At 47.5% G+C, this 17,571-nt stretch carries 18 protein-coding genes; 1 reads left to right on the top strand and 17 read right to left on the bottom strand.

The genetic code is table 11. The features are described 5' to 3' along the window. The first annotated feature begins 135 nt into the window (after positions 1-135). Positions 136-993, top strand: coding sequence for a tagatose bisphosphate family class II aldolase (locus KH180_RS12575; protein ID WP_290760876.1), 858 nt, complete (start codon positions 136-138; stop codon positions 991-993). Between the two features lie 4 nt (positions 994-997). Here the strand turns inward: KH180_RS12575 and KH180_RS12570 are convergent, their stop codons facing one another. From KH180_RS12570 to KH180_RS12490, 17 genes are all read right to left on the bottom strand, one after another. After that, complete coding sequence (locus tag KH180_RS12570; RefSeq protein ID WP_290760872.1) at positions 998-2,974, bottom strand: ABC transporter permease; 1,977 nt, start codon at positions 2,972-2,974, stop codon at positions 998-1,000. Further along, positions 2,964-3,731, bottom strand: coding sequence for an ABC transporter ATP-binding protein (locus KH180_RS12565; protein ID WP_290760870.1), 768 nt, complete (start codon positions 3,729-3,731; stop codon positions 2,964-2,966). The genes KH180_RS12570 and KH180_RS12565 overlap by 11 nt, the downstream gene beginning before the upstream one ends. A gap of 96 nt (positions 3,732-3,827) precedes the next feature. After that, positions 3,828-4,850, bottom strand: coding sequence for a sensor histidine kinase (locus tag KH180_RS12560; protein WP_290760868.1), 1,023 nt, complete (start codon positions 4,848-4,850; stop codon positions 3,828-3,830). Beyond that, the gene (locus KH180_RS12555) at positions 4,847-5,512 is read right to left on the bottom strand and encodes a response regulator transcription factor (protein ID WP_290760866.1); all 666 of its coding nucleotides are present in this window, start codon (positions 5,510-5,512) and stop codon (positions 4,847-4,849) included. The genes KH180_RS12560 and KH180_RS12555 overlap by 4 nt, the downstream gene beginning before the upstream one ends. An 86-nt stretch (positions 5,513-5,598) precedes the next feature. After that, positions 5,599-6,489 carry an L-serine ammonia-lyase, iron-sulfur-dependent, subunit alpha gene (gene sdaAA / locus KH180_RS12550; protein ID WP_290760864.1) on the bottom strand — a complete coding sequence of 297 codons (891 nt, stop codon included), beginning with the start codon at positions 6,487-6,489 and terminating at the stop codon, positions 5,599-5,601. Positions 6,490-6,500: 11 nt separating this feature from the next. Further along, positions 6,501-7,163, bottom strand: a complete 663-nt coding sequence (sdaAB, locus tag KH180_RS12545) for an L-serine ammonia-lyase, iron-sulfur-dependent subunit beta (protein ID WP_290760862.1) — start codon at positions 7,161-7,163, stop codon at positions 6,501-6,503. A gap of 264 nt (positions 7,164-7,427) precedes the next feature. Continuing rightward, a complete protein-coding gene (locus KH180_RS12540) occupies positions 7,428-8,468 on the bottom strand; it encodes a galactitol-1-phosphate 5-dehydrogenase (protein ID WP_290760860.1) in 1,041 nt (346 codons plus the stop codon). Between the two features lie 16 nt (positions 8,469-8,484). Continuing rightward, positions 8,485-8,955, bottom strand: coding sequence for a PTS sugar transporter subunit IIB (locus KH180_RS12535; RefSeq protein ID WP_290760858.1), 471 nt, complete (start codon positions 8,953-8,955; stop codon positions 8,485-8,487). A 12-nt stretch (positions 8,956-8,967) separates the two neighbouring features. Beyond that, positions 8,968-9,528: a 6-phospho-3-hexuloisomerase gene (gene hxlB / locus KH180_RS12530; RefSeq protein WP_290760856.1), complete on the bottom strand. Its 561-nt coding sequence runs from the start codon at positions 9,526-9,528 to the stop codon at positions 8,968-8,970. A 13-nt stretch (positions 9,529-9,541) separates the two neighbouring features. Then, positions 9,542-10,216, bottom strand: coding sequence for a D-allulose 6-phosphate 3-epimerase (alsE, locus tag KH180_RS12525; RefSeq protein ID WP_290760854.1), 675 nt, complete (start codon positions 10,214-10,216; stop codon positions 9,542-9,544). A gap of 18 nt (positions 10,217-10,234) precedes the next feature. After that, positions 10,235-11,284, bottom strand: coding sequence for a galactitol-1-phosphate 5-dehydrogenase (locus tag KH180_RS12520; protein ID WP_290760852.1), 1,050 nt, complete (start codon positions 11,282-11,284; stop codon positions 10,235-10,237). A 2-nt stretch (positions 11,285-11,286) separates the two neighbouring features. Beyond that, positions 11,287-11,694, bottom strand: a complete 408-nt coding sequence (locus KH180_RS12515) for a PTS sugar transporter subunit IIA (RefSeq protein WP_290760850.1) — start codon at positions 11,692-11,694, stop codon at positions 11,287-11,289. 18 nt (positions 11,695-11,712) lie between these two features. Then, positions 11,713-13,323, bottom strand: coding sequence for a PTS system mannose/fructose/sorbose family transporter subunit IID (locus KH180_RS12510; RefSeq protein ID WP_290760848.1), 1,611 nt, complete (start codon positions 13,321-13,323; stop codon positions 11,713-11,715). 131 nt (positions 13,324-13,454) lie between these two features. Further along, a complete protein-coding gene (locus tag KH180_RS12505) occupies positions 13,455-14,864 on the bottom strand; it encodes a PTS ascorbate transporter subunit IIC (RefSeq protein ID WP_290760846.1) in 1,410 nt (469 codons plus the stop codon). Positions 14,865-14,885: 21 nt separating this feature from the next. Beyond that, positions 14,886-15,158, bottom strand: a complete 273-nt coding sequence (locus KH180_RS12500; protein WP_290760844.1) for a PTS sugar transporter subunit IIB — start codon at positions 15,156-15,158, stop codon at positions 14,886-14,888. Then, complete coding sequence (locus KH180_RS12495) at positions 15,155-15,571, bottom strand: PTS sugar transporter subunit IIA (RefSeq protein WP_290760841.1); 417 nt, start codon at positions 15,569-15,571, stop codon at positions 15,155-15,157. Before KH180_RS12495 ends, KH180_RS12500 begins: the two co-directional genes overlap by 4 nt. Next, positions 15,568-17,481, bottom strand: a complete 1,914-nt coding sequence (locus KH180_RS12490; RefSeq protein WP_290760839.1) for a BglG family transcription antiterminator — start codon at positions 17,479-17,481, stop codon at positions 15,568-15,570. Before KH180_RS12490 ends, KH180_RS12495 begins: the two co-directional genes overlap by 4 nt. Positions 17,482-17,571: the final 90 nt, after the last annotated feature.

Genomic DNA, 17,571 nt, shown 5'->3' with positions numbered 1-17,571 from the left:
CTGACAGCTTTGGTGTTTTTATTATACAATAAAACCGGACATTTTCATAACCTGAAAAGATTTTCACAGCTTGTTTTTTTATAATGAAGATGGTTAAACTAAGACAAAAAGCAGAAAAGCTTTAGGAGGATGATTATGAGCAAGATGGTATCAACCAGACATATGTTAAGAGACGCACAGGAAAAACGATATGCCGTACCGGCATTTAATATTCACAACTTAGAGACAATCCAGGTCGTTGCGGAAACGTCAGCAAAACTCCGCTCCCCGATTATACTGGCCGGAACACCCGGAACATTTTCCTACGCAAACCGCGATTATCTTCAGGCAATCGTTGAGGCTGCTGCAAATAAATATGACATTCCGGTAGCTCTCCACCTGGACCACCATGAAGAATTTGAAGGAATCAAAGAATCCATCGACCTTGGCACAAGATCTGTCATGATTGATGCTTCCAAGCTTCCATATGAAGAAAATATAGAAAAAGTTAAAAAAGTCGTAGCTTACGCCCATCTCCACGATGTAACTGTAGAGGGAGAACTCGGACGTCTCGGCGGACGCGAGGATGATCTTGTAGTGGATGAAAAGGATTCCATGTACACCAATCCTGCACAGGCTGCCGACTATGTGGCGCGCACAGGCATTGATTCCCTTGCTGTTGCCATCGGTACTGCCCACGGTTTATATAAGGAAGAACCAAAGCTTGACTTTGACCGTCTGGCGGAGATCCGTGCAGAAGTATCTGTTCCGCTTGTGCTCCACGGTGCATCCGGTGTCCCTGGCGACGCTGTAAGACGTGCTATTGAGCTTGGAATCTGTAAGGTCAATATTGCAACTGAGTTAAAAATTCCGTATTCTCAGGAACTGAGAAAGACTTTAATTGAAAATCCTGAGGCCAATGATCCGAGAATCTATACAAAAGAAGCAAAAGAGGCAATGGCTGCTGTTGTAGAAGAAAAGATTAAGATGTGCAGCAGCCAGAACCGCTATTAATTTATTATAATTTAAGAATCCGTTTGTTACCAAAATAGGTGGTAAAATAATATACTGCATAAACGGTAAAAACCAGCAGGGTGCTGATGCCGGATACAGAGATAATCACTTCCGGTGCCAGCCCATGGAAATTCCTGAATATTGCAGTTACGGCGGCTGCCGAGTTCAATACTGCTATAAAAAGAGGAAAGCCAAAGTATATTTTCAGTTCTTTTTGCAGTAAACGGTTCCTGTCTTTTCTGGATACACCAAGCTTTTTCAGAAGGCCGTACCGTTTCGCATTTTCAGAAGCCCGTGACAGCTGCTGAAGTGCCAGGGCTGCTCCGGCTGTGATCAAAAATGTAATGCCCAGGTAGATTCCCAAATAGGTCATCAGCAGGTTATCGGAGGCCAACGACATCATGACCTCCTGTCTCGTCCAGATGGCATAAGAATCCGCTGAAGCGCTGATCCATTTTTCACGCAGGTCAGTTCCGCTGTTCTTTGCCTTCTCTGACAGGTTAAGGTTCAGACACCACCTTTGCGGAGTAAGATTTTTTACAAGCTGCTGAGGAACAATGAGTGTTCCTCCATCAATCAATGCATTTTTGTTTTCCAATGCATGATGCCAAATCCCTTTCTCTGCCATAGTCAGCACAGTCCTTCCGATCTTCACCGGTTTAGGATCTGTGCTGTTTTTTGACGCAGGAAACGCATAATTCACTGCATATTCCCCTGCTCCCAGACGGACCGGCGCTATATTCTGCAGCTTCAGAATACGGTTATAGTCTTCTATTCCTATTACGGCAGGTATCTTCTGCTCTTCTGAAAATAATCCTGCTGCAGAATCCGGTGCATCATAGATCCAAAAAGACCCGTATTCATTGGAAAAACTCTTTACGCTGAATCCGGCTTTTACCAGTCCTTCCATTGGATTTAATGCATTCTTTGCATGATCTGCATTTGGAGCATATGATACAGTTGCATCATATGGGTCTGCATTCTCGATTCCATTGGTTAAAAACTTTCCGATTCCGGGACCGATGATAATTAAAACCATGGAAAGGTAAAGCAGGATCGAAGTCATTGCAATGGAGATGCTTCCGGTCCTTAACTGTGAAGAAAACTGACCTGCCGTAAACATATGAAGCTTCCGGTAAGAAAATCTCTTTCTCTTTTTCATGAACCGGACTGCAATTTTAAGGAATGCAGAAAAAAAGAATACTGTTCCTGCAATCAAAAGCAGAGTGCCCAGTGCCAGTGCTTTAAAAGCATCCCGTTCTGCCATAACAGTAAGGAAACCATATCCGCCCAGCAGAAACAAAACAGATAAAACAGCCAGAAGTACCGTAAACAGTCTGTTCCCTTCTGAAGATGTTTCGTTTTTTCTGTCAGCATTGAGCATATCCAGAAGACTCATCTTCTTTAATTCCCTCACATTGAAGCGGTGAACAAAGAAAAACAGGATCCCAAAAAATACAATACTCAGCAAAATTGCTTTGACTGAAATCATAAAATGATAGGATGCCAGGCTGATTCCGATAATTTTAGCTGTGATCAGCGACAGGATCTGGGCAGCAAAAACACCTAGAAACAGCCCTGCAATCAGTGAAAAAATACCGATCCGAAATGTTTCTCTCATCAAAAGCCTGTTCAGATCTTTTCTTTCCATACCGAGCACCGCATAAATACCCATCTCTTTTTTCCGGCGCCGCAAAAGAAATCGGTTGGCATATACCACCAATGCTCCCATGATGACACAGACCAGTACAGAGAATGCCGTTAATACACTGGAAGAAAATGCAAGGTAATTCAGGGGATCTTCCAGTCCCAGAGAGGCAAACTGGGTGCTGATCGAATTAAAACTATAAAACAGGCAGACAGAAAGCATCAGCGTAAAAAAATAAATAAAATAATCTTTCGCACTTTTTCTTACATTTCTGGCCGCCAGCTGATGGAAAAGCCCTGACGAAACTGCCTTTTTTCGTTTTCTAAAATCCATGGTTTCTGTCACCTCCTAAAAAAGATATGACCTGCATGATTTCATCAAAAAACATCCTGCGGCTTTTGCCTCCCCTCATCAGCTCATTAAAAATGCGGCCGTCTTTGATAAACAGGATTCTCCTGCAGTGGCTTGCCGTATAAGCATCATGTGTCACCATTAAAATGGTGGCATTTCTTTTTTCATTCATAACATTAAAACTTTTCAGCAGCATTCCCGCTGATTTGGAATCCAGTGCCCCGGTAGGCTCATCGGCAAGAATCAGCGACGGCCGTGCCGCGATAGCCCGGGCGCAGGCAATCCGCTGCTGCTGTCCGCCGGACATCTCATAAGGATATTTATGCAGAATATCGGAGATCTCCAGATCTTTTGCCGCCTCTTTTACCATCTGAGAAATCTTTCTTGGATTGGTTTTATTAATTGCAAGGGCAAGGGCAATATTATCCCCTCCGTTTAAAGTATCCAGAAGATTAAAATTCTGAAAGATAAATCCCAGCTCCTCCCGGCGGAAATGCGCCAGCTGATCTTCATTCAGTGCAGTCACATCCTGTCCGCTGATAATAATCTTTCCGGCTGTTGCATGATCGATGGTTGATATACAGTTTAAAAGTGTCGTCTTTCCGCTGCCGGACGCACCCATAATGCCGATATATTCTCCGTCCTCCACCTCAAAGCTTATATTGTCCACTGCCTTTGTCACAGCACCTTTTGTCTTATAGTATTTTTGTAAATTTTCTACTTTTAAAACAGGGTTCATTTTGTATCCCTCCTTCATTTGATGAAATGAGTGTATCATGGGAATCAATCCGCTGCCATGTCATTAGATAACATAAACATTACATTTTTGAAATATTCAGATACCATCATTCTCATTCTCTGATGCCAGCGGCATCCGAAGGGAAAAAACCGTTCCTTTACCGGCCTCTGAGGAAACAGATAACTCAATCCCCAGTTTTCTGCAGAGTTTCTCACAGAGGTACAGGCCCATTCCAGTAGACTTTCGGTACTGTCTTCCGTTGCTCCCGGTAAATCCTTTGCGGAATATCCTCGGCACATCTTCCGGCGGAATGCCTATGCCGTTATCGGCAACAGAAAGAACCACTGTATTTTCTTCTCTGAAAGCTGAAAAGACAAGTTCCGGTTTTCGTTCTTTGGAATGATATTTAACACCATTTGTTATGATCTGCCCTAAAATAAAACTCATCCACTTAGGATCTGTAAGCACTGTATAATTCAGATCTCCAAAACGCGGAACTGCCTTTTGGGCCACCATCGACTTGGAATGCGCCTTGACAGCTCCCATAACCAGCGGTTTTAACGGAACCCTGCGGATCATATAATCCTCCTGGAGACTGCTGCTTTTACTGTAATAAAGCATCTGCTCCACAAACTGCTCCATTTTATCCATTTCCTCTGAAAGGCTTCTGGTGAGTTCATCCCTGTGTTTTTCCATCATAAGCCTGGAAACCGCTATAGGAGTCTTAATCTCATGGACCCACATCTCCACATACTCCCTGTACTCCTGCAGTTCCCTCTGTCCCTGCGCAATCCGGTCATTCATAAATTTTTCATCTCTCTGCAGTATCCGGTACAAGATCTGCCCTTCCAGAAAAGAAGGTTCCTCAAGGAATTCTGATAAATAAGAGATTTCATCCAGGTCCCGGGATATTTCTGAGAGATGTCCGTAAAATTCTCTCCTTGCCAGATAATCCTGTACGAGAATAAGAAAAAAGCCTGCAGCGTAGAATCCCTCCACAACACAGGCAACCGCAGGCGGTGTGTCAATCAGCAGGAGAAGAAATCCTCCCGTCAAAAACACCGCCAAAAATATAAAAATAGAAATCCATTTGTCTTTGCAGTAACGTGCAAACCTCATATCATGTACCCCTGCCCCCGTTTTGTTATCAGATAATCCGATAGCCCTATATCAGAGAGCTTCTTTCTGAGCCGGTTTATATTGACCGTAAGTGTACTGTCTTCTACAAATTCATCCATCTCCCACAGCTCACAGATCAGTTCCTCTCTGGATACAATACAGCCCTGATGATCCATCAGAAATTTCAGAATCCCAAGCTCATTTTTTGTAAGTTCTGTACTCTTTCCCTGAAAAGCTGCCCTGCTCTTTGCAACATCAAGAACAAGTCCTTTGTGGGTCAGCACAAGGCCGCTTTTATGTCCGTGGGTACGCATCAGAACCGCCGAGATATGTGCCAGAAGAATATGAATATTATAAGGTTTTGTAATATAGTCATCTGCCCCCAGATTCAGGCTCATCAGTTCATCCATATCACTGTTTGAGCTGGTCACCACAATAACAGGAATATCTGAAGAAGCTCTGATATTTCTGCAGATATAAAACCCGTCATAGACCGGCAGGCTGAGATCCAGAAGCACCAAGTCAGGGGCGGCTTTTAAGATATCTTCTGCAACATGTTCAAACTGATCACAGGAAATGCATTCATACCCGTTTTTCTCCAGCACGCCGCTCAGTTCCTCTCTCAGCCGCGGCTCATCCTCTACAATATAGATGCGTTCCATAGAAGGCCTCCTCGCATTTCTTCCTCAAAGTACTTTCTTTTATAATAGTACGAATCCAATTCCTGCGTCAAGGGCACCGGATTTCATCAGCACTGGGGAGTCTGATTTCTCTGGGCCAGATCCAGCGCCACCCTTTTTCCGGTTTCCGTGGCTGCAAGACCTGACTGGCTTGTCTCTTTAAGACCTCCCGGCATCATTTCCCCAATCTCTCCCATAGCATCAATCACCTCATCAAAAGGCACTCTTGTGTATATACCGGCCATTGCCATATCAGAACAGGCCACTGCATTGACGGCCCCTGCCACATTTCTTCTGATACACGGTATTTCCACCAGTCCTCCCAGAGGATCGCAGACCAGTCCCAACAGGCTTTTCATGGCAAATGCTCCTGCTGAAAGAATCTGTTCAGTGCTTCCTCCCCGAATGGAAGTCAGAGCCGCCGCACACATAGCAGACGCAGTTCCCACCTCCGCCTGACAGCCGCCCTGTGCACCGGAAATACTGGCTCTGCGGGCGATGACCTGACCGGTTCCTGCGGCCATAAAAAGCCCCTCAATCATCGTTCTTTCCGGTATCTGATGGAATTGTTCATAGGTCAGAAAGACTGCCGGCACCACGCCGCAGGCTCCTGCCGTGGGTGCAGCCACGATCCGTTTCATACAGGCGTTGGATTCTCCCATTTTCAATGCTCTTGTGACAACCATCCCCATAAAGCCGCCGGAAACGGCTTCTCCTCCCCGGACAAAACAATGCATTTTTTCACCGTCACCGCCGGATAAGCCGCTGAAAGATTTTAAATTTTCCCCATAGTCCGCATCTGCCTGCTTCATAGCATGATAACGCTCCCCCATCTTTTCCATTGTCTCCTGCTTTGATACACTGCGCTCTTTCATGTCTTCCTCCATGACCGCTTTCCAGAGAGGAATCCCCGCATCTGACGCCGCCTTTTCCATATCCGCCATTGATCCAAAACCCATTTTCCTTCACCTCAATCCATGCCCGCCAGGCAGGCGGCTTTTTGGATTCCTTTCATATTTTCAATCTGTCTCACCGTTTTTTCCGGTATCTTCTGGTCACATTCCAATACCATGACCGCACTGCCGTTTTTCCGGTCTCTGGAAAGTCTCATAGACGCAATATTGATTCCTGCGCCTGCAAGCAGAGATGCAGCTGCGGCCACATGTCCGGGGTTGTCCTCGTTGTGGACAATCAGTACAGGCATATCCCCCGAAAAAGACGTGGAAAGGCCATCCATCTGACAGATTTCCACTCTTCCGCCGCCGGGAGAGCTCGCCACGATTTCAAGTTTTCTTCCGTTTTCCCCTGTAAGGCACAGCTTTACACTGTTTGGATGAACATCCTTCAAATACGCTCTCCCAAACGTCCATTTCATTCCCTGTTTCCGGGCAAGCTCAAAGCTGTCCGGAATCCTCAGATCGTCCTGTGCCATTCCTAAAAGTCCTGCGATAACTGCACGGTCTGTACCGTGTCCGGTTCCGGTTGCAAAAAAGGAACCGTGAAATAAAATCTCGGCCTTTCGGACCTTCTCCCCTAAAAGTTTCCGGGAAATCAGGCCGATCCTGACAGCCCCTGCCGTGTGGGAACTGGACGGGCCTACCATGACCGGTCCCATAATGTCGTACAAATTCATGAGTTTATCTCCATTGTTTGTTTTTTACTTTTCATCAGTATGTTTCGTTTTTCTATTTTTATGAATCATCTGACTTTGGAGACAGTAAAATTTCCTATGCAAAAACAAAGTGGGCGAGCCTCCTCATCTCCCCAACCCCTCACTCTTTGAGAGGCTTGTTCACTTTGCGCGCCAAATGCGATTTGCCACAGGCAAATAATTTCTCTATGCACTCAAAAAGTCTGTACCATCCTCCAGCTACAGAAGTGATACAGACTTTTCTTTTTAAGGCCGGCAGACAGCCTTGCATATGGTTATTTCTCTGTTATATATCTGGTCAAACAATTCCTTCAGGTGGTCAAGGCCGGCACGGTGGGTGATCAGGTCATCTACTTTCAGACTTTCATCGGCGATCCTGTCCGCGGTGTACTGCCATTCGTTGAACGGAAGGTCATTATAGTAATTATTCCAAACGCCGGTAAGCCGTAATTCTTTCCTTAATATCTGGCTGTGGCTGTCAAGTTTCAGCACCGTGTCCTGATGAGGATTTCCAAGGAGCACCAGCATTCCAAAAGGTTTTAAACATTCCACCGCCTGATTCCAGGCCGGAGAACTTCCGGTCCCCTCGATGACCGCATCCGCCATGCGTCCTCCGGTTATTGCCCGGATCTGTTCCGGGATCTCTCCGTCCGCAGGACTTATGACTTTCAGCCCTTTTTCCCTGGCAAACTCTGTTTTTTCCGTGCTGATCTCCACCAATACAGCCTGGATGCCGAACAGTCCGCACCAGCGGGCCGTCAGGATGCCGATGGGCCCTGCACCGAAAATCACTGCCGTATCTCCGCCTTTTATCTCCCCTTTGCGGATCGCATGGAGGGCCACACAGGCAGGTTCCACAAGAGCCAGCTGTTCAGCAGAGACCTTTGTATTTTCAGGAAATACAAGGTGTTTTCTTGAAGGGAGCAGACAGTACTCGGCAAATCCGCCGTCTGTTCTGGAACCCAGATTTTTGTAGTTCTCACACTGGGCGTACTGGCCGATCCGGCAGCTGGGGCATTCCATACACGGAACCACAGGGTAGACCGCTCCGGTTTTGCCTATAAGTTCCTGATCCTCATCACTTCCCACACTCACTACTGTGCCTACATATTCGTGTCCTAAGGTTACCGGATAAACCTTTGTCCCCAGCTCATAGACTCTCGGAATGTCGGAGCCGCATATGCCGCAGGCTTCCACTTTCACAAGGATCTCCCGTCCCTGCGGCTTTGGAACTTCCACTTCGTCCAGTGTAAACTGCCCTATATCATGAAGTCTCATTGCTTTCATCACTGTGTCCCCCATTCTATAAAAGCCCGGCAACATCCACAACCTTATCGGCAGGTATTACCTGAATCTTCACCTGGATTCCCTGATCCAGAAACTTTCTGATGGCATCCCGCTCCTGCGGGTCGGCTGCGATATTTTTATACAAAGTCTTCCTTTCGCCGCTGATTCCCATGCCTCCGATGTTGATTTCAGGGATATGAGCTCCCAGATCTACAATTTTTTCATAGGTAAGCGGTGTTTTTGCCAGCATGATGGACGGGACTTTCAGACCGTCTTTCAGCGTTTTTGCAGCCTCTTCTACAGAACAGACTTTCACCTTTACACCTGCAGGAGCCGCCATAGTCAGTACCTGTGTCATGAACGGGTCTTTTGCTACTTTGTCATCTGCGATCAATATTTCTTTTGCAGGCAGAAGCTTCATCCATGCGGTCATCACCTGTCCATGAATCAGCCGGTCGTCTACCCTCGCAAGCAATAATTGTTCCATCTTTGTTTCCTCCTATTCCAGGTTTGCGTGCTTCTCCCACAGAGAATCCACGTCATCAATTTCTTTTTCCTGCATGATCATCAGTGCCGCCGCATCCAAAAGCAGAAGAAGACTCTGCTCAAACAGGCTGCTCATAATCTGTGCGGAGCCGATCTCGTCCGGCAGGCCAAGCTTCGTCCGGCAGGGAATTCTCACGAACAGATCCTCATAAGATGCCATGGAGCTTTCCGCATTGGAACCGATATGGATCACTGACGCACCAAACTGCTTTGCCTTTTTTGCAAGTCCCAGAGGAATCAGGCTCTCCCCTGAGCCGGAGCCGGCGATCAGTACATCTTTCTCCGTGATCGCGGGCTCATTCACATCTCCTACACAAAATGCATCGATTCCCAGATGATTCAGCCTCTTGGCAAAAGCCTCCATCATCATAAATACTCTCCCGACGCCTGTGACAAATATCTTTTCCGCGTTAAGCACCATCTCTGTCAGCGCCCGGACCTCCTGCCCGTCCACTGCCGCCAGTGACTGGTCCAGTTCTCCCAGAATCAATTCTTTAAAATCTTTATATTCCACTGTATCCTCCCTGTTATCCCAGCGCCGCTTTATAATTTTCTGTCATTTTCATACAGGCTTTCTTTAAGTCTTTGTCCAGTCCGAACAGCCCTGAGCTTCCAAGAATCAAAATGTCTGCCCCTGCCTCGGCCAATTTTTTAAATGTAGAAGACTTACAGGAACCATCAATCTGTATCTGATAATGATATCCCTTTTCTTCCCTGAGCTGCTTTGCCTCCCGGATTTTGCCGAGCATTTCTTCAATAAACGGCTGTCCCGCAAAGCCTACATCCACGGTCATAATAGTCAGCAGGTCGATCCGGTTCAGATAATGTGCCGCCTCTGAAAGAGGAGTCGCCGGGTTTAAAACAAGCCCCGTCTTTAAACCCATTTCCTCAATCTTGTTGTACAGGCGGAATGCCTGTCCGTTGATGGTCTCAGCGTGCAGCGATATAATATCCGCACCCGCCTCTGCCACAGGGCCGATCCAGTCCTCCGGGTTGGTTGTCATCAGGTGTACGTCCAGCGGGACTTTGGCAACCTTCTTAAAACTTTTTACCAGGTCCGGCGACAGGGTAATATTTTTACAGTAGTGGCCATCCATGATGTCCACATGGTACATTCCCACCCAGTCATTTAATATGTTTATCTGTTCCCCGACGTTCAGAAAGTCCATGCACATCAGGGAGACAGCAAATTTCTCTTTCACAAAATCGTCTCCTTTCTCTCAGGCCTTAGAGCTGTAAATTGCCTTGCAGATCGTGATTTCTTTATGATAAATCTGCTCAAACAGCTCGCTTAAATGCTCCAAACCGGACGTATGAGTAATCAGGTCATTTACCTTGAGCCTGCGCGCATCGATCATCTCTGCCGTATACTGCCACTCATTAAGCGGCATCTGTGCGTAATAAGAATTCCATACGCCTTTTATGTCGACTTCTTTTCTCAGGATGCTGCTATGATTTGCAAGCTTTAAAGAAGTATCCCTGTGGGGATTTCCGAGCATGGCGATCTTGCCAAAAGTTCTTACAATTTCTACTGCCTGGTTAAGAGCCGCAGAAGTCCCGGTTCCCTCGATGACCGCATCCACATGATCCGTGCCCGTCACTCTTACGAGTGCATCTTTTGGATCTTCTTCCATAGAGTTCAGGATCGTCAGCCCCCGCTCTCTGGCAAATTCAATTTTCTCTTCGTTTATATCAAACAATACCACTTTCCCGGCGCCGAAAAGTTCTGCCCAGCGTGCTGCCATGATGCCGATGGGTCCTGCCCCGAAGATGGCAATGGTCTGTCCTGCCCTGATTTCTGCTCTTCTCACCGCATGCTGTGCCACTGTGGCCGGTTCCACCAGACTCAGTTCTTCCTTTGTCACTTCCTGATTTTCAGAAAATACCAGATTCCAGCGGGAAGGGATCACGCAGTACTCTGCAAACCCGCCGTCACATCTGGACCCCAGATAGTTATAATCTGTACACTGGGCGTAGTGCCCGGTTTTACAAAATTCGCACTCTCCGCATGGGATCAGCGGGAAGACGGCTGCCGTCTTCCCTACCAGTTCCTGGTCCTCTTCCTTTGCTGCTTTTACGATCGTTCCCGCGAACTCATGTCCTATAGTGATAGGGTGTACGTGGGCTCCCAGTTCAAATACCCTGGGAAGGTCGGAGCCGCAGATTCCGCAGGCTTCCACCTTCACAAGGAGTTCTTCCCCCTTTATCTTTGGAAGGGGCACTTCTTCCATTCTGAAATCTCCGATTTTATTTAGTCTCACTGCTTTCATTTTTATGCCGTTCCTTTCTCCTGAATGTCCAGCCTCTTTATGCCGTCATGTCCCGCCTGTTCACAGATCTCTGCAAGTTCTGAGAGAGTTGTGTCCTCCTCCCTCTGAAGTGCTGCGGCGATCCCCATTGCCATGTTGGCACCGGTGATAACTGCCGCCGGATAGTCCCGGCACAGCATGGCGATGCTGTTAAAAGGGGTCCCGCCTAAAAGGTCGGTCAGCACAAGGACGCCCATGCCGGTGTCCAGTTCTTCCACTGCCTGTCTCACTTTTTCCTTGAACTCTCCGGGATCCTGCCCCGGCTTCAGAGAAATACATTCTGACTGCCCGATGGTTCCTGCCACCATGGAGACGCTGTCCATAAGTCCCTGGCAGAGCAGTCCGTGACTGATCAATAAAACTCCAACCATATCTCATTCCTCCGTCTGCTATGATGCCACGGCCAGCAGGCCGATCAGGGATGTGATAACACCTACCACAAAAATAATCACGATAATGTAGGTCGGCTTCACTTTCTTGCTCAGGAGTTTCCACACAAGCAGCGTTGCGATCAGAGGCAGCATTCCGGGAAGCAGAGAGTTTAAGATATTCTGAAGGTTGATTCCAACCTCTCCGACTTTAAATGCGATCGGAGTCTTGATATTGACTCTGGTAGCAGCCATATTCCCCACAACCATCAGTCCGACAATGCTGAACGCTTCCGTAATTCTGTTTAAGGTTCCTGCGCTTAAAATTCTGACAATGGCGCTTTTTCCCTGCTTATATCCCATCATATACATGGCATATCCCATACCGATCATCAGAACTTTGTATGCCACCTCAAACAGGATCGGTCCGGCTATATTTCCGGCCAGCGCCAGGCTGCAGGCGATTCCGGCTAAGATCGGATAAGCGATTCCCTGAGAAACTGTATCTCCGATTCCCGCCATCGGTCCCATTAATCCTGTACGCACCGCATTGATATCCTCTGCGTCAATGTCCGCTCCGTTGGCAGACTGTTCTTCCATAGATGCAGTAACACCGTGAATGACGGTTCCGATCCATGAAGGCTCCGTGTTGAAGAATACCATATATTTCTTTAACGCTTTTGCCTGCTGTTCCTTTGTCTCATAGAGTCTTCTCACGATGGGCACCATGGCATTGGCAGTACCCAGTGCCTGGAGACGCTCGTAGTTATAACAGGTCTCGCTGGAATATCCGAGAAGAAAATGTTTGACCAGATCCTTTTTCAAAAGTTTCTTGCCGCCGGTCTGCACATCGTTTTCCTCTGCGGAAACTGTTTCAATTTGTTCCGCCTCTTCAGCCTGTTCTGATTTTCCTGTGAAAAGATAGATCAGGACTGCCACTGCCGCCGCAAATACAGTTACCGCCATGGTGTCGATTTTTGCGTAGATAGTCAGGAAATAACCGATGAAGAAAAACGCAACGATCTTCTTTTTGCCGAGAAAGCTTAAAAGCATTGCGATTCCAAGTGCCGGCATCAGTGCTCCGACCACATTCAATGCTGCGATCATCGGCTCCGGTATTGCCTTTAAGGCGTTGGTTGCAAAATCTCCTCCGAAATACACGAGGGCAAATGCCGGAATTCCGTAGAGGACTGTGGCAGTGATCCCGGACGGCAGATAATTCATAAGCCTCAATCCGCGGATGTTGCCCTTCTCCAAATACTGATCTGCCTTATGTACCCAAAAACTGTTGATGGTCATATAGGCCTGGTTGATCAGGATTCCCAGCAGGCTGAACGGCACCGCAAAGGTCGGCGCCAGATTCGGGGATGCCCCGGAAATGATGGTCAGGGCCGTTCCGAACACTCCGGCCACCATCAGGTTGCCCGGCATAGTGCCTCCGGCTGTGATCCATCCAAGGTATGTAAGCTGGATATAGGCTGCGGCCTTCATTCCAAGAACCGGTTCCCCCATAGCCACTGCTACAAGGAAGCCCGCCCAGATCGGGTACAGCCAGGTACGGGTGATTGTGTGGCTGAACCACCACTGGCTTCCAATGGCGATCAGCGCAACTAAGATTGCTGAAATTAACATAATACTTTCCTCCTTTTCTGTTATCTGATAAGTATAGTCTACCGGCATAAGAAAGCTGCCGCCATACCAATTAATTTCCTGAAATGCGGAAAAGCGGAGATCTGCCCGGCGCAGATCCCCGCTTTTCTCTGTTATTTCTTATTTGTCATTTTCGATTCTTTTAAGATCTCATCCGTGTCGAACGTAAACCATTCCTCCTGGTTTTCCTCCATGTCATCCATCATTTCGGGGATCAGGATCATGATGATCACAATGCCGATCAGGATGATCAGAGTCCCGTAGCTTCCGATCCGGTTCAGCCAGTCTCCCAGAAATGCTCCCGCAAACCCCATATCCGCATCCGGAAATGTGACAGAAGCATTTGCCAGTTCCCCCAAATGCGGCAGAAAAATCACCGGCAGAAAAGAAATCAGCACTCCGTTCAGAAAACCGCCCAGAATCGCTCCCCTTCTTCCTCCTGTAGAGTTTCCATAGACGCCTGCCGTGGCCCCGCAGAAAAAGTGAGGAACGACCCCCGGAAGGATCACGGTGAGATTGCATGCAATCATGATCCCCAGGGAAATAAGCCCTCCCAAAAATGACGAAATGAATCCCACGATCAGGGCATTGGGTGCATACGGAAAGACGACAGGGCTGTCTACGGCCGGTTTGGCATTGGGAATCCAGTTATCCGCAATTCCTTTCACCGCAGGCACGATCTCATTGATAAACCAGCGCACACCAGTGATGACCACAGTAAATCCCACGGCAAAGGTCAGGCCCTGGACAATGGCATAGACCAGATAATCTTTACCTTCTGACAGATTTTGTTCTACAAATTCGCTGCCGCATGCCAGAGCCGCCACGACATACATAACAATCATCGTAATGGACACGGTAACCGAAGAATCCCGCAAAAATGCCAGCTTTTTCGGGATGTGCATCTCCTCTGTGGATTTGGAATTTTCTCCGTATATTCCTCCCAGCCATGCGGACAGAAAATAAGCGCTTCCGCCGAAATGTCCCAAAGCCACCGAGTCATTTTTACAGATCTGCCTCGTATATTTCTGCAGGATTGCAGGAGAAAATACCATCATAATCCCAAGAGCCAGGGCCCCGATGGCATAAAAGATCCATCCGCTTATTCCTGCTCCTTTCATACATACGACAATCATGCCTGCCATGAACAGCGTCTGGTGTCCGGTCACGAACACATAGCGGAATCTGGTGATCCTTGCCAGAATCAGGTTGACCGTCATCCCCAGCAGCATAACGACGGAAATCTCCATCCCGAACCTGCCCACCGCAATCCCTGCAGCGCCTTCCACGCTCAGGATCACTCCGGAAACATGAAATCCGTACTGAAACATTCTGCCGAAAGGTTCCACACTTTCTGTGATGATATTTCCCCCGATCCGGATAACCATAAACCCTATGACCGATTTAAGAGTCCCCTTTACCGTGGTCTCCAGACTTTTTCGCTGCAGCACCAAACCTAAAAAGACGATGCCTCCGACCACGATGGACGGTTCCAGTACCAGGTCTCTCAGCATTTTTAACATATATATATCCCTCTTTTATCTTTAAGACAAGAATGTTGTCAGTTTCTCTCTCAATTCCTCTTCGTCAATCAGGGATTTCAGTACAATCAAATGTTCCACAGGCGGAATACTGTCCTTTAAGTCGTTTGCCACGATAAAATAGTCTGCGTCCATGGCACTCATCTCGTATACCGAGGAATGACATGTCTCAAACTCCTGCTCCCTCCCGAGTTCTCTCAGGATCTTTTGTATATTCATCTCCACCAGAAAGCTGGACCCGAGACCGGTGCCGCAGACTGTCATGATCCTTTTCATTGTTCTTCCTCCATTATCATAAGCATTTCCTCACTGCTTCTGCATTCCAGCATCTTTTTCAGGCTCTGCTTTTGCGAACAGATGCCCGCGATCTGCTTCATCAGCACAAAATGGGCCGCCTCATCCCTGGCCGCCAGCGTAAAAAAAATGCGGACTTTTTTCCCTTCAAAATCCACCGGTGTGTTTAGTTTTATAATGCACAGCCCCGTGGACAAAACACCCGTCTCCGGTTTTGCGTGGGGCATGCACACTCCTTCCCCCAGATAAAAATATCCTCCGTATTCTCCGATATTGTCAATGATCCCCCGGTAATATTCTCCGGTCACCATGCCATAACGCTCCAGTATCTCACAGCTTTTTCTGATAGCCTGTGTATACTCACTGACTTCCTCCATGATTTCGGCACAGATCATAGGCTGCTGCCTCCCTCTTCAGATCTCAGGGACAGAAGTTCCCCATAAGAACTGATATGCTTAATTTTTTCCATGTTGTTCTCCCACGCCAGAATCCGGACCAGATCTGCCAGATTCTCGTTCTCGGTGACATTTCCAAGAACAATGATGACTTTCACATCTACCTTTGCCTTGCTTCCAAAATCAATTGGATGTTTCAGTTTCATGAGGCTGATGCAGTTTTCCCGGACATTGTCTTTTCTTCCGTGGACGAAGGCGATCTCCGGGATAAAAACCATGTAATTCCCCAGATTCTGTACAATATGAATCATCTCTTCCACATACTCCGGCTTCACCAGGCCGTTTTTGATCAGCGGCTCACAGGCCATGGCAATGGCCTCCTTCCAGTCATCTGTTTCTGCATCAAACCGGCAGTATTCTTCTTTTAAAAGATCTCCGATCCCTCTCTGCATCGTCTGGTGTATTCTGTGGACCAGATACTGGTTCTTCCTGTTGTATGCGAGGACGGAGATGACATTTTTTACCCGGTCAATATCCGGAGAATTTAAAAGGGGATTCACTTGGATGACCTGCTGCTTTTTAAGGCTCAGCGGAACTGTGCTTATGATAAAGTCCGGCCTGCTTCTTTCGGTTTCTTCCTCCACATCACTGACCCTGCATATCTTCCTGACCCTGAGTTCCGGAAAATATTCGGAAAGCCGCTGTTTTAACAGCACTGCTGTCGCCGTTCCTCCCCCGCAGACCAGCACAATTTCCGGTGACAGATTCAGGCTGAAGTTTTCCTGAAACAGTACTTCAAAATACATGGTCGTATAGGCGATCTCAGAGTCGGGAAATACCACGCCCAGCATCTCCTCCTGCCCTTTGAGCAGCCGTTCCGTCAGCTCATACATAAAAGAATGGGAGTACTTGATATCCTCCAGCAGAGGATTCTTGATTTTTATTTTATTTTTCAGCCGGAACACCGCCACCTTTAAATGCATCATAATCTGTCTTTGAATCTCCGGGTCAATCTCACTGCTGATCTTTAAATCACTGCAAAACTTCCGGATCAGCTGGTCTGTGGCCTGCATCACCCTGCCGTCCTCATCCCAGTTTTCAAGGCTCTCCCCGTCCATCCGTTTCGTGCTCTGGAACAGCATAACAAAATAACCCAGATCGCCTTTTGTCACCTGTAGACCGGGGAGCCCTGACAGGATTGCTTCTCTGTAAATGCCGTCTGCATCGTCCAGACTGCACCCCCGGACATGAAACCCACACCGAATCCGGCATAACGATGCAAGAATCATGCTTTCCAGTTCCCCGATCGATTCATCTGCAAACCGGATACCCATGGCGGCCTCCACTCTCCGGATCATGTCAATCCCTTCATCTGGGTCCGCTGCCCCGTACTCTTTCAGAATAGGAAGAATGTTGAGAGACCCCTCACTGGCGGTCTTTATGTACAGATTAAACAGTGTATTCCGTATCTGTTCTTCATCGCCTTTCAGGGACATCCCATAATAGGACTTTTTAATAAGACGCACTTCGTGTTTTTTCAAAAACTCTTCTGCCGGCCTCAAATCCTGTACTACTGTATTTTTGCTGACCTGCAGCTTTCCGGCCAGCTGCTCGATGGTCACTTTTTCTGAAATCATCAGCAGCACAGTGATGATAACTACTCTTTCTTCCCTGGAATAGACTTTGATCTCATTGCTGGAATAAAGGCTTGTGATATCAAATCCCTTTTTGACAATGAGACGCACACCGAGCCTCGGTGTGCGTTCAATCTCCACCGGCAGCCCTTTCAAATAATATTGGACTGTATCCAGATCGTTGCGGATCGATCTGCTGCTGACATGAAACACCTCTGCCAGTTTTCCTGCCGTCGTATAACCGTCACATTCCTGAAGGTATTTTACTAATTGCAACTGTCTCTCCGTCAACAATGTCCTCTCTCCTTCTACTGGGGTTTATTAAAATTGTAGCACATCCGCAAGACTGAAAGCTATGCCAAAAGC

Origin of the sequence: Anaerostipes sp., assembly GCF_018381315.1 — a bacterium.
Classification (GTDB): Bacteria; Bacillota; Clostridia; order Lachnospirales; family Lachnospiraceae; genus Anaerostipes.
Note: the sequence above shows the minus strand (reverse complement) of the source record. Positions and strands in the feature narration are given on the sequence as shown.